The sequence below is a fragment of the Marinobacterium sp. LSUCC0821 genome, assembly GCF_012848475.1.
Lineage (GTDB): Bacteria > Pseudomonadota > Gammaproteobacteria > Pseudomonadales > Balneatricaceae > Marinobacterium_E.
Genome location: NZ_CP051666.1, coordinates 1,116,737 through 1,132,747 on the forward strand (window position 1 = coordinate 1,116,737; position 16,011 = coordinate 1,132,747).

The window sequence follows — 16,011 nt, forward strand, 5'->3', positions numbered from 1 at the left end:
CAAACTATTTATTTGTATTAGATGCAAAGGTAGATACAAATTGCTCGATTTGTTCATCGGCTATACTACCACCCTTCGCAGCAGTTATTAAAAGCTGATCCGCACTATTTTTACTTAGGCGAACCGCTAAAACTTTATCCCGCATCTCAAGCGCTACTGCTTGTGCACTTTCAAGAGCGCCAGAGACACTGTCACCTGATTCCAAATGATCTAACATTGTGTTTTCAAAAGCTGTTTGGACAACTTTCTGCTCTTCTGGAGTGAGCTCAAAGATATCAACTGTTTCACGCAATAAACTGTCAAAATCGCCACCGGAAGTCATGAAGCGTTCTGGTGTATCAGGAATTTCGGGAGCAATTTCAGGGGCTACATACTCCGCACTTGTTACACGAGACAGCGCATCTTCCATCGATTCACCACTAGCAATTGCGTCAAGAATAGCCTGCTGCACATCAGGTTTATCCAACAAGCCAGATGAAGATGAATCACCCGCTAGAAGAGAAACCGCCTCTTCTCCAGCATCCTTAACTTCAACTAGGCGATCGAAGGTGTTTTGTACCTGCTCTGCATTTGCTTTAGCAGTCTCCAACGCTTCACCCATTGACCCGCCTTCAGTTAGGGCTGTTAGCATCGCACCCTCAAAGGAACTTACTACACTATCATCAGCCTTCTCTTCATCTACAGGCATTGCATTAGTCAGAATCTCATCGACATCCACGTTTTCAGCATTCAACGCAACGGCAGGATCACTCATTCGCTCAGCCTCAGCAGCTGCAAGTTCTGCTTCACGTGCTGCCTGGCCATTCGCTTGTGCCATTGCATCTTCCATTGAAAGACCTGTTGCCAGCGCTTCAGACAATGCAGAGTCAAAGGCCGTAGCAACTTCAGCAGCAGCGGCTGCCGGTACGTTTTCTGGCAGTTCAATCTTAGGCCCTAGATCCGTTGGGGCTGCAGTACCGCTTAGCGAGTTTGTGACTGCCTGTTCAGCTGTAACAGGTGCTGAAGATTGCGCCAATGAGTTAGATACCGCTGTAGATGCCGCATTGGCCATCGCTAATGCTTCCGCAGGTGAAGCACCGCTAGCCAATGCTTCTGCTAGCGCATTATCAAAGGCACTTTGAACTGCTGCAGCGTCACCTGAAGGCATATCTTTTGGTACTGGAGGAGCTAGTGCAGAGCCTGCCGAGTCACCCGATAGTGCACTCACAGCTGAGTCCCCTGCACTCTTCGGTGCAGCCAAAGCCTCTGCTTTAGCAGCCATCGCTTGTGAACTACCCGCAGCACCTGACATCGCATCTTCAAGAGATGCACCACTTGCCAATGCTTCAACCATGCTCTCACCGAATGCCTGCTCAGCTGCAGCCGCTTCTGCAGGCGATGCATTCTCTGGGGTCGATACAAGCTCATCGAGCGCACCTGCACCTTCACCGCCTGATGCAATGCCGCCCGTTGCTTCACCCATCGACTCAGCAATTTGCTCATCTGATTTAACACCGGCAGTTGCTGGCGGCTCTTCAGCAACAGGCTCTGCTGCAGCTTCAGGTGCAGCTGTTTCTGCTGGAGTTTCTGTGGGTGCTTCTGACGGTGTTTCCGCAGCAGGTTCGGCCGGCGCAGCTTCAGCCGCGGGCTCTGTTGATTCTGCAGCTGCAGGCTCAGAAGCAGGTTCTGCTTCAGCAACAGGTTCAGATGCCGTTTCTGCAGCAGGCTCCGGTTCTGGCTCTGCAGCTGGTTCTGCTTCAGCTGCTGTATCAGCTGCTGTATCAGCTTCTGGTTCAGCATCCGCTGAAGCCGTCTCTTCTGAGGCTGTAGTATCTTCTGCTGGAGCTTCTTCTGCTGGCGCCTCTTCAGATGGTGTTTCATCTGCAGGTGCTTCTTCCGCTGGAGCTTCTTCAGCAGGCGTATCTTCCGGAGGCGTATCATCAGCAGGCGCTTCGTCTGTAGCATCACCCTCAGTAGCGTCACCTTCACCCTCTGTATTGTCACCTTCTGTGTTGTCACCTTCCGAAGAGTCACCCTCAGCAGTATCAGACGTACTTTCCTCCGCAGGAGCATCAGACTCAGTCGTATCCACAGTGTCTGCACTTTCACTTGTACTATCAGTTGCAGGTGAATCGCCAGAATCAGTCGCGTCGCCACCCGTCGAATCGGCTGGGGTAGATTCAGCAGTAGAACCGTTATCCGCAGGCGTGCTCTCAGCTGCCGTTGATGTCGGCTCAGAAGTCGGTGTCGCTTCTGGTGCTGCAGTTGGCTCAGCCGTTGGTGCAGGCGCACTGGGTTCTGGCGCAGGCGCCGGAGCAGGTGCCGGAGTTGGCTCCGGAGCTGGTGCAGGCGGCGGTGGCGGCGGAGGTGGCGGCGGCACGACTGGCGGTGGAATAATGATCGGCAGTGCTCTAATAACAAGCGAACCATTCACATACGTAAAGCCATATCCCAGATCTGACGTTGCTGTCGCTGTAAGAACATGTGTGCCCACCGTATTCGTTGGCCGTGCAACAGTGACAACCGTATTATCGTAGGTCTCATCTGAGTTAACGTAACCCCTCACAGTGTACGTGAGTGCAGGAATCGTTGTGCCTACGGTAATCGCTGTCGGTGAATCCGTCGTCACGGTTAACGTTGGCTGCTCACGATAGATGGCATAACTACCCGTTGAGCCTAGAGCAGTCACAAAGTTCGACGTTGTTTTCGTTGAGTTGTAACGTGAATGACCTGCACCAACAAGTGTAGAGAGTCCCGTACTTCCCGAAACGGTACCGGTATAGAAGCGTGCATTAGCGGATGTCGCATTAATCGTTGGCGAACCGCTAACAACGATGTTGCCTGTTTTAGCGTACGCCACAATCGAGGTGCCCGTGATACCTTCAGTCAGCGTGATATCACCTGTTTCTGCTGTGATATCAACAGCACCGCTTGAGTTAATACCTGTTGGGTTGACACTACCCACTGTAAAGCCGGTGCTATTTACAAAGTTCAGTGCACCAATGGCTGTTGAGTCATCATTACCCGCAGCCAGTGTACCGATAGCATTGGAGGTTGAATCCAGCGTAAAGCTACCCGTACCTTTCAGCGCGAGCTTGCTCGCTGATACATAGCCACTCGTACCATCAGTCACGGTACCACTTGAAGTAATGACAAAAGCTGAACTACCGGAAACTGTCAGCGCAGCATTCAGAGCCAGATCACCTGACGTCAATGCAACAGGACCTGACAGAGTTGCTGCACTATTCAATGAGAGCTGATCTGTTCCAGCAGAGACAGTTAGTCCAGTCAGTGCTGTCGTTCCGCCAAGCACACCATTCAGGGTAACGGCTGCGTCAGACGAAACACCCTCGGTATCAATCGTTAGAACATGGGCACCATCGACATCGCCGCTTACGGTTAGAGCACCACCGTTGATGCTATTGATAGTGGCATCACCCGCTAGAGTCATAGTGCCCGACAACTCTACCGCAGTACTTGAACTATTGTAGATGGCTCCGCTTGATGAAACTCCGGTTCCTTCAAGAGCGATAGCATTCGATAAGGTATGACCAGCAAGATCTAAAGCTGCGCCAAAGTGGATCGTTACTGCATCAGTACCCAACGGACCATTCGTGACGCTACCAGTAGATGAAGCACCCAACTTAATCGTACCGCCCGTGATATCCGTACCGCCGCTGTATGTATTGGCTGCAGTAAGGGTCAGCGTACCTGCGCCCTGTTTATTGAGGGCACCGGCACCCGAGATCACACCGGAAATCGTGTCATCACCCGCATCGCCGGTAGTCAGGGTAAAGCCCGAGCCAATCACTACATTACCGGCACCCGATAGACTTTGGATCGTGTCACTTGAGGCAACCGTATATGTACCACCGTTGAGAACATCGACACTATCTGCTAAAGCACCCGATACAGCTAATCCACCTGCACTGATAGTCACATCACCCGAAAACGTATTAGTACCCGCGAGGCTCAAGGTACCTGTGCCCAACTTAGTGATGCCGTAACCATTACCTGCGTCTGAAATTACTCCACTGATACTTAACGTATCGCTTGAACCAACATCAAACGAACTATCTGCGGTAAGAAGTATGTTACCGCTCCAACTACTTGATAAATCTTTAACCGTACCGCCTGCAAGAGTAAGAGGCTCTGATAAAACATCGACGCCATAGAGATCTAATACAGCACCAGAGGAGATCAACACTCCGCCAGCAGCTGTACCTAGTGACAGATCATTGGTCACCTTCAGTGTTCCCGAAGAAACAGTTGTGAGGCCCGAATATGAATTCGCTGCAGTAATCGTTAATGAGCCATTGCCAGACTTAACTAGACTACTCGCACCAGCGATAGCCCCATCAAACGAGCTATCACTAGACTGTTCTACGGTTAGCGTATCGCTATCAGCAATTGTGACTGAACCTGCACCCGTTAACGTAGCTACTTTGAATAAAATGTCGCCTGAGCCACTCGTTGTGGTTCTAAATGCAGACATAAGATGTAGATTGCCTGCATAGATATTAGCCGCATTAGCCACTGTCCAAGTACCCGCATTCGAGAGCGCGACATCCGACGTAGAGCCAGAGCTACCTACCGTCAACGAAGAACCGATATTTACATCGAAAGAACCTGAGCTTGTCTTGACCTGTGCCGCATTAACAGTACCACCGATAGTAATCGACCCAGACTGGGCGCCAGCAGTAAAAGACATACCAGAGCCCGTAATAGTGGCATAACCATTACCGCTATTACCGGTCATAGTGCCACCCGAAGGATCGGGCATCGAAGCATTACCAGCTACTGTGGTGCCGTTAGTAACGCCCCCAATATAGCTGGAACCACCGCCACCGCCATGAAAACCTGAACCGCCGCCATAGTATCCACCGCCGCCTGCGGCACCGCCCCAACTCCAACCGTTGCTATTAGCACCAATACCTAATGAACCAGCCGAGTACAAAGACCCACCACCTGTACCAGCTGCACCTCCAGCACTTTGAGTACCACCAGCACCAGCACCGTGCGAATCGGTTATCGCATTACCGGCTCCACCAATAACTCCACCGCCATATCCTCCAGTCGGAATAACTGAATATTTATAGCCTGCGCCACCGCCACCGCCGGCAACGATAATCCTATCAATTAGAGTTGTACCGCCTACTCGAATATCAGTAGCACCACCGCCGCCACCGCCACCGGCACCCGAATGAACCGCACTACCGCCACCATTCCAGCCACCAGAAGCCGTAGTCGTAGTATCTCCATTTGGTGCACTATCTGCTCCAGCACCACCTACATATACATAAACTGTTTGGCCTGCTAATAGCGTGTAGTCACCAGAGGCATATCCTCCTAAACCACCCGAGGCATTAGCTTGAGCGGATGCACCACCTTGAGCACCCCAAGTAGAAAAGTTATAGGAGCCTGTTACTGACGCAGTAAAAGATTGCACAGCCCCAGTGTAACTGTATGTCTGATTAACATTTACAAGTGAGCCCGAGCCACCCAACGCCAATAGACCCAGGACAGTATTCGAACCAACACTTCCAACAACATTAACCGCACCAACACCACTTTGAATAAATAGGTTATTTGAGTTAGCAGTAGCACCATCGATATCACCGGAGAAAGTTATTGCGCCCCCAGTAGAACTATTACCAAGAGTTGATAAATTGACATTCGACCCTGTTATAACAACGTCAGAGTTGTAGGTTTGCGAACCTTTTGTTGTGATATTTGCTGCTAGGTTAATTCCCCCACCTGATGAAGTATTAAAAATAACGCCAGCAGTATTCAAGATAACATCTGAAGCAACTGTTATAGAGGTTGTATTGGAGTCACCGAATGTAAGATTGCCTGCAACATTTAACACATTCATTAGCGCAGAACTAACGACACGATCTGCACTACCGCCGATAGATAGGGTCCCCGTGGCTCCATAAATCATCGATCCGGCTGTGGAAATTGAATTACTTCCAGCGAAAGAGAACGCATCAAAATCAACCGTCAATGAATCTGTTGCGGTGGAATTTGTAGCAATCGTAGCAACAGAACTCATCGTCAACTGATGGCCACGCATGACAAGTTTTGCATCAAATAGATTTGTTGTATTAAGAGTAAGCGTACCGGCCCCGCTAGTATCTGAATCAGCAAGATAACTTACAGTACCAGAGCTAGTAATAGTTGTTCCCGACACATCGTAAATATCACCTGTAGCTGACAATGTAACATTCCCAGAACTACCAGCAGCCGATGTATCTATATTGGACTTAATACCAATAGAGTTGGCGTTGATTGATACAGACCCAGAACCTACTACTGGAGTTCTAAGTTCAACCGCTCCACCGTACACAGTGAGTGAATCGGCAAAACCTAATTGCGTATTGCCAACAGCAAAACCGCTTTCATCTACCGAATGGGTATCAACAACGACGTTGCTTGTACTACCGACTTTACCAACTGTCACATTCCCAATAGTCTGATTGTGTTGGTTCCAGTATATCCAGCTTGTGTATATTCCTTGCCCAAAGCTAGTTTCACCAGAGCTAGGTTCCCAAGTAAAATCACCAGAGGAAGCTATAGCTGGCTCATATCCATGCCAAGAGAAGGTATAACCTTGAAGTGTAATATCAGAAGTACTCGTAGATAGATCAACGCCATGGTCTGTCACACCAGCTTTAGAGCCAAGATTTAAGTTACCGCCAATCTCTAGCAAAGACTGGTTTGCAGTTAACAGATTGATCGCACCCGACTTTGCAAGTATCTCACCTTCCCAAATACGAATATTGTAGGTACTACTATCCTGTTCAATACTTTGAAGCGTTATACCACCCGTGCCAGTTGAGTATATTTTCTGATTGCCGAAAGCGATTCGAACGCCTTCATTACCAGAACTAGTACCGACGATTTTTATTGCATCATCGGCACCTACAGAAGAATCAGATGCTGAAGAGTGAATATATAGATTTGTCGTGGTGCCACCAGAATCCTCAAAGAAAACACCGCCGTTATATCCCACGCCAGATTGAGAAATACCTTCAATCAAAATACGACCGCTTCCGGCCTCAATCACAGAAGTACCGCCAGCACCATTCCAGGTACCTACCCCCCAAGCACCTGTAGCGGATCCACCAGCTGTTGTATGAGACTTACCACGCAGTGTTATATCACCGCCGGTATCGGTGCTATTCCCCGATGTATCAAGTGATAGACCATAATCAAAGCGAACACCCTCAACATACGTGCTATCAAAACCCTGTGCATACCCTGTACCAGATGTATTACCACCACCAAATGTAATATCACCACCATAGGTGTTAACCGTGGCACCACCCGACAAGCGTATCTGACCACCATTCACACCGTCGCTATCTGCGGCAAATACAACATTACCACCCGCATTAGTTGCATCACCGGTTGCGATAGTTATGGCTCTTGGGGCAATGATTGTCGTTTCTGAAATCAACGAGATATTACCAGTCGACTTAGTCTCTATCGGCACAATTCCATTTACAGCCGTTGCGTCATAACGCTGACCTAAATAAAGACCCGTTGATAAATAAAGTCCCTCTGCAGCAGAAGTACTACCAGTCGCCATAAGCGAGATATCTCCTGCTGCTGTCAAGATTTGTGTTTTAGAACCAGTCCCGTAAAAATCTAACGCAATACCATCGTGATTACTTGCAGTCGACCCGGTAATCACAATGTCACCAGTATTTGCTGTAGTCGATGTGGACTGTATCAATAAGTTTTTATTAACGGCGCTAGTGGTGTTAATAAAGCCGTAGTAGTTATCTGTAGTACCTGTAATGTCAATCGCGGTAGCTGCTGAACTATCAGACTGGATAACCATGTTATCTGAAATATAGAGTGCATATGTCGCAGAGGTAGTAGCATCAATATCGATTGCGCCAGGTCCGCTATCGATAATGTTATTACCTGTAGTGTAGATAGCATGACCGCTAGATGAGAGTCCTGTTAATGTCAGGTCACCATAAGAAATCAAAGAAGCATTTGTTAATTGAATACCGGTAGCACTAGCATCGGCTTTACCACCAGTTACAGTCAGAGAGCCGCCAGCTGTTGGATCTGTTAGATCATTTCCAGCAACAAGTGAACCACTTACATAAGCACCATAATTACCAACAGCTACTATATTAATATTTCCAGCAGTTGATTGGATTTTATGAATTGTTGATAGATTGGCTCCCCAGCCTGCAGACGAAGTACCATTAACATCAATACTCCCTGCAACCGATATTTGGTAATTCTCTTCAATCAATACACCGTTTGATGTCGAATGAGCACCGGTTGCTACGCCATTGAGTGAAAGATTACCAGTTGCGGTAATGCTACTAGTTCGGCTACTCCAACCCCATATTTCAACACCAACATTGTAATCTGAACTATCAGAGCCACCCACGCCATAAATAGATATATCATTACCGGTAAGGTCAGCAATATCTAAAACAACACCTTGAGCCGTAGTTGTGCTCTTACCTCTAATAAGAATATCGCCTGTCCCGGTGTTTACAGAGGTAAATTCATCAAGCTCAACACCGCGGTCACTATGTATTGAATAGTTATCAGGAATATTGTCCCCAGCTACTCCTCCATTGGCTCCATCATCAAGACCACCACCGATAACTAACTGGCCGCCATTTGTAGTAATAGAGTCCCAACCTGAAGGCGTAGTATTAACATTATCTTCATGACCTACACGAACATAGCCATCGGAATTGTTATCACTACCACTCCAATAGATCACATCTCCACCATTGGTGGTAATCGATGTACCTACTGAAGGGCTGTTATATTGATTTATATCGCCACTGGCTTTGACAAGAATATTTCCAGATATACCGCCAGAGCTGGTATTTAGATCCGCCTTAATCGCAATATCACCACCATAGATGGTTAACGGACCGGAAATATCAATACCATTTTCGATATGGACAATCCGAGTCATCCCATCTTTACCTAGCGTCAACCCACCGAGTGATTGATGGTTTTTGATAACGAGGTGATAGAAGTCATCAGTGCTGGTTGTAAAGCTATAATCAGACCCGTCTGACACACCATTCCAATCAAACGCGACTGCACCTGAACTACCATTTGCTCCGCCAATCATGTAATTGCCGAAGTCGGTACCGAAAGGCTTAAAGGTTAGGTGACCAGTGGTTGTAAGCGTTGTGAATGCACTTGTCCGATTCGAAGTCAGGGCACCATCGAATGCTAACTCATCAGAAATAAAGGTAATGTCACCTGAACCATTTGATATATCTATTGAGTCGCTATAGGCAGTTCGAATTGAAGTTGAACCAACTAATAAAATATCGCCGTTATTCGAAGTAATATCTGCGGATACTTTTACGATACCCCCATAGACATTCAAATCCCCAGCAATATCAATATCTGATCCCAGCGTAAGCTCTGAGCTATTGCCAGAGATTCCAATCGTTAAACCACTCAGTTTATTAGTGGTATCAAAGATCCAATTTGAGGTATCTACTGCACTAGTAAATGCTGCATCTTCTGGGCGGACAATCAGGATACCCGGGCCAACATAAGTGGTTTGGTTTGTTGGCGCGGTATTGTTTTGGAGAATCAGAGTACCACCCAGGATAGAGGTTGTACCTGTATGAGTGTTGTCGCCAGAAAGCGTTAGATCCCCAGTTCCAGAGGCCTTAACAACGTCACCGCTTCCACTAATATCGCCTGTGTAGGTGTAGGCATCACTGCGGTTGAAAATTACCAAACCGTTATTCGATAGATTACCAGCTAAAGCGCCCGTTGATGAACCATCACCTACTTCTAAGACAGCTTTGACCGTTTGTGTAAATACACCTTGCCCTGGACTTGCAGACGATGTGGTATCGATCGAAGTACTTGTAAGAGTCGTACCGCCGGAGTAATCAATCGAGCCCGTAAATTGAGTTTTAGAGGCTATGTAAAGCTGATCAATATTGTATCCGTCATTTCCAACCAACTCATCAGTTGCGATGCCTAAATATGGAGTTTCATTTGCTAGATCGACACCCAGCGCATTGGTATGACTAGCATAGGCTGTGCCTGTTGTATGAGGGCTAGATATATCAATTGCTGCTTCGACATCCGAACCAGATTGCTTAAGCTTTACAAAAACACCTTTAGTGTGCGTGCCGTCATATTGTTGAACTTGAAAGGTTGCTGTATTCGTAGAATCATCGTATTCAGTAAGATATATGCCTGCTTCAAGCGCTACTGAACCGATTCGTTTACCATCCATTCTTGAGCCAGCTAATCGATCTAATAACTCCTTAACGGTGATATTTGAAGCAATCGTTGTCCAATCAGTTGTTAGGAAACCTGTGTTATTTCCCGCAGTAGAAGTGTCAGGGTTCGGCGTCGAATCACCCCATAAAAGATAACGCGTACCAATGATTTCAACCGAACCAGCGCCTGTTATCGCATAATCAATCTCTTGATCTTTAGCTAGGTTGTAAACGAGTTTAAGGTTGTTGATAACTGAGCCAGAACCAAGTGAGCCGGTAGTACCGCCGTCACCCACTTGGAGAATACTATCACCACTGCTACCACCGGTACTTAGAGTGGTGTTTCTGTAGGTATTATCTGCAGCGAAAAGAAGCGTACCGCCACTGAACTTTGTAATGTCATTAGATCCCAAATTGATTGGATCCATGACGTTAATATCACCACGGGTATCAAATTTAAGATCAAAAGCACCTGAAATAGCATTACCAGATGCAACATCTAAAGTTAGTGTTCCTGCTGTAGCTTCAATCTGCGAGTTTGCAAGAAGAGTGATAGCGCCTGTAATTGTGTTATCACCAGAGATGTTACGAATAGCACCGTCTAAGCCACCTTCACCCGAGATTGAAATAGCATCAGCAAGCGTAATATCGCCAGATATCTCCAGGCGACCATTAGCTCCAACAGCCACCCCGCCAGCTGAGGTACCTAGAGCACTACTGTTTGATGCACCAAGTACACCGGCAGTAATAGTAGTAGTACCCGTGTAGGTGTTTACTCCACTGAGTAATAGCGATCCTAGACCCAGCTTTTCTACTGAACTTGCCGAAGAGATGATGCCCGATAATGTACTTGATCCAGTTGTATTGAACTTAACCGAGCCAGCCGCGATGTTAGCCGATGACTTCAGATCTAAATCATCACCATTAAAGGTTAACAAGCCTGCCGTTGTTACAGATGAGCCATCCCAACCAAAATAAGCTGTCTGTGCATCTGTATAGAAGCCCAAGCCTTTACTACCAGCTTGCCCACGATTACCCGTAATAGTTATCGCGCCGGTTTGCGAGTAGATCTTATTACTATCAACAGCTGTATCAAAGTTAATACCGAAGTCACTTGCAGACGAACCGCTAGCGTACGCATTACCGACAATATTGACGGCTCCACTATCAGTATAGATAGAGTTACCACGATGGATGTTGATACCCGCGGAGAATGTGCTATTCGAATAGGCACCACCCAGACCAGTAATCGCAACAGTACCAGCATGACTTGAGGTAATAGTGGTTCCTGTTAAGAGCTCTACACCCAAACTATGATGGGTAGCACCAGTTTGCTGGCCAGCACCCTTAATAACGATATTACCGCCCGCTGAAGTACCACCTGCGTTAAGAGTGGATAGATCTAGAAGAACACCACGAGCATAGAATCCAAATCCAGCACTGTTTGCATTTCCGTACGCGTAGCCATTGCCTGAAGTCCCGCCAGCTAGCGTGATATCACCGCCACTAGTTGTAATGTCTGAGCTGTAGACCTTAATTGCACCGGACTCATTACCGTCGTGATCAGAATTAAGCAGTACAGCACCACCTGACAGGGTTAAATCTGCCGCATTTATAAAGATGCTGTCTGAAGCATAAAAAGATAAATTTGAACTGGTCGTGATTGAAACATCTGCAAATGTATCAATGCTTGAACCATAAATAGTTATTGGTCCAGCAATAGTAATTGCCGAGGCAATATCCACATCAACATCAGTTGTACCGTCAGCACTTGATGCTGCTTTACCTACCGTTAGCCCCGATAAAGTAGAGCTAAAGTTAGAAGAACTAAGCGATACAGCCAAGGCAAAGTCTGAAGAGTGCGGCATGATCGATGCAGCACCAGATGTGTTGTACCGAACCGTCAATGTTGAAGGCAATACGTCAGTAACCAGAGACAGATTGCCTGTAGCGCTAGTTACGGCACTTCCTGATAGAGACCCTAAAACAATCTGATTACTTGCTGACCCTGCATCAATAATGCCTAGTGAACCGTTATTGAAGGCAATATTTCCACCACTACTCAGCAACCTGAGATCACCTACATAGCTACTGTAACCTATACGCGCATCACCGCTAGCCGCACCGTAGTTAGAAAGGGTTATACCGCCCCCATTCGAAGCGACAAAACTAACTACACCCATGTAATTAGCGCCCCAACTAGTACCCTGGGTCGAATCGAAATTAGCGTTTATTGCAGTTGAACTTGTATTAGTTGAAATAGCTGTAAAAGATGATTCAAAACCAGAATTTTGGCCGTGCATACCAAACACACCTGCTCGTGCACCACCAACAGCTTCACCTACAAGATTAATTTTACCTGAGCCTGCGTTGAGTGATACGGCTGCACCGGTGGTAATACCACCAAAGGTAGCGGCAGAAGAGCCATCTAATCCAGCACGACCGAAGATGGCAATATCACCTCCTGCCGTCGTGATACTTGTATCTTCTAGGTAAACACCGGTATCGAAGCTACCAACTCCACTGAGTGAGTAGCGATCGTCTGGATCTGTATCTGTTCCAGCTACTGCAAAACCATCACCGACCGTAATCGTATCACCTGCAGATGTTGTCCAGGTGGTAGCAGCACCACCACCTAACCAGACGCTACCACCGTTAGTAGTAATGCTAGAGTTTTTGTATAGGAAGATAGAACCAGTATGTGTAGAACTATCACTGTTCGACCAGAGAATGACGTTGCCACCATCTGTCGTTAAATCAGTGTCAACTCCGATTGTCAGATCAGATGTAGCTTTTAGAAGAATATCTCCTGCAGCACCCGCAGTTGAAGCAGATAAATCGGCTGAAAGTGTAATGTTATCGCCAAAAACTTTTACATTTCCTAGAGTAGTTATGTTGGATCCAATAACCTGATCCCCTGAACTGCTATCATTACCTACTGTTAGTGAACTAAGAGGCGTTACGGCCCCAACTACATCATTAAAATTAACGACTCCACCGTTATCAGAAATTGCAGATAAACTATAATCTCCATCGACTTTACCGTTAAATACAATTGAGCCAGCTCCACGTGTTTGAACCGTTATTGAAACCTGACCTGCTGTATTGCTTAATCCGTTGTCATTTATTGTAAGACCGAGAGTATTTAGAGATGTCCCACTACTTCCGAGGTAACCGCCTTGACCAGGAACTATATTCGAACCCAAGCTTTGGCCGGATATACCATCATCACCTCCGATAATACCGCCGCCGCCACCGCCGCCGCCTGAAACGCCCACGCCATTTATATTGTTTGAACTATCTCCAACAGTATCACCAGCCCCTGAAAAACTTGTATTCCCATCTACTCCAGAGGCTCGACCACCACCAGAGCCGCCAGAACCACCACCGGCAATTATTGTTGCAACAGTGCCACTGCTATTACTTATATTTAAAACAGAGGCCGCACCACCGCCCCCGCCTGAACCAAAATTACTGTGATTACTATCGTATGATGAATATGTCTGGGCCCTACCACCTGCACCACCATCGTATGCAGAGGTTCCATCAATGTTACTTAAGCCACCCACGCCCCCGCTTGCACTACCAGGCCAGACCGCGGTCGCGCCGTTACCACCTTGCCCACCAATTGCGAAAGCAATATCTGTAGCCACATTTGTAGTAAAACTGAAATCTAGTGACTGTCCATATGAACCAATACCACCTAAAGTCGTCGAGGATGTATCGCGATTCCATCCATTACCACCATCACCACCTTTACCACCAACAATGGAAATGGCAATTTCAGTATTTGCATCAAATGAAAGGGTAGTTAAAGCGGTACTGGTATAGGTAGTTGAACTACTTTGGAATAAACCTAAAGAATGAAGATTGATATTATTTACTAGCGTTACATCTCCATTATAAGTTTGGGAGCCTGCCGTAGTTATGTCAGATCCGAGACTAATAGTTCCAGTCGAACTCGTGATGCTTAAATTACCCTCAAGCGAGATATCTTCGTCTAGATCAACGCTGCGACTCGCATTCAACACCAAACTAAGCTTGCCATCGCCTACCGTATCAACCACGCCACCAACGTATGCGCCAGACTCAGGGTGGAGAATAATGTCTCTCCCAGAATCTAGTGTAAGTGTGCGATCCGATGAACCTGAGTAGGTTATTTTTCCGTCATTCTGGATGATGATGTCATAGCCAGAGACAGACTGAATTGTGACGTTGCTGCTGTTTAGCGCGCTTTCAAGAATTGAATGAGCAATGTAACTATTAGAGGTGTTATTAACACTGGATCCGTTACTTGTAATCAGATCCGGATCAGAAGATGTGTCGAGGATGTAGTCATTGCCCGATGCATTAATCACGACATGGTATGGATCAATAAGCCAATGACCGGATCCTCCAGTAGTCGATGACGTCGATACCTCTATACCATCAAGATTTATGGAATGCCCTGAAGTTTCAATCTGACCACCATTACCTTCTAAAGGACCACCTTTCGCAAACAGTGAACCGTATACACGCGTAACAGAATCAGATTTCGTTACATCCGACCAAACAACAATCTTACCGCCATCACCTGATTGAGTAGCACTCGCATCGAGCACAGCACCTGACTCAACGGTAACCTTGGATGCCTGCTGCAGTTCACCACTGCCCTGCCAATCACCACCAACGAGAATCTCGCCACCACCTGTTGCGCCCGTAGCATCTAGGTTAGCGGTAGATTCAATCTTGATGGCATCACCGGCAATCTCAATTGAACCGCCTTGTGCGGCATCCGAACTCACATCCACGATGCCCGATACAGTTACAGCACCTGAACCTGAATCTATTTCTACGTTCTTAGCTTTGATACTACCGCTGCTTGAAATTAGCTGAGGGACACCATCAACAAAAACCAGTTCATCAGCACTTTCATCAGGCGTATTAATGAGATCACGTAGTAGCTCTTGAGCAACATCCGCTTTAAGAATAACGGTGCCATTTTCAGCAACAATTGAGCCTGAGTTCTTAATAGCAGTTTTAACTTTGGCTGGATCAACCTCAATGGCGATAAGTTCAGAACCTGCAAAAGTAAGTCGTGCTGCATCGTCACCTGCAAGGACAACATCATCAAGACGCGCTGCGATATGGCCTTCGTTGATCACGCTTGGTGATAGCAGTGCAATTAGACCACCAGACAGTTCACCGCGGTTGATTATCTCACCGCTGTTACCTGTAAATTTGTAGTTACCAGATAGGTAATCTTCGTTAGCGATATCCAGTGTGGATGCTATCAGCGCGCCAACATCAACACGCGCTGTTTCACTGAATATCACACCGTTCGGGTTGATCAGAAGTACCTGGCCATTAGAGGTGATCTGACCAAAGATCTTAGATGCGTCGAGTGATTTAACACGGTTAAGAATCGACGATGCACTTGATGGCTGAGAAAAGTTAACGCTCGCCTGTGAACCGACGTTGAATGAGTTCCAATTAACAATCGCTTTATCGGTACTCTGAAGAACATTCATTGCATTGTCATTGGTGGTAATAGCAACTCCACCATGAACAACCTGCGCACCTTGCGGCAAAGTGGATGGATCTATCTCTTCGGCGTAACTAAAACTAGCAAACAGTGATGTACAAGCAGCCAGCAAACCTGCCAGTGTCATAGCGCCTGATTTTGAGGTGCGACGAACCCCACCGGTTTTCTTCTTGTGTTTGGCGAGTTCGCCACAAACTACAAGTCGACCCAGTGTTCGGCTCCAAACGATCTGAAATGTTCTGTTCAGACTATTCAAAA

Annotated in this window: 1 protein-coding gene; it reads right to left on the bottom strand. The window is 46.9% G+C overall.

Annotated features, from left to right (window positions below; genetic code table 11):
- Positions 1–4 precede the first annotated feature (4 nt).
- Positions 5–16,009 (bottom strand): autotransporter-associated beta strand repeat-containing protein, encoded by a 16,005-nt coding sequence (locus HH196_RS05330; RefSeq protein WP_169451126.1) that lies wholly within the window; start codon positions 16,007–16,009, stop codon positions 5–7.
- Between the last annotated feature and the right edge of the window lie 2 nt (positions 16,010–16,011).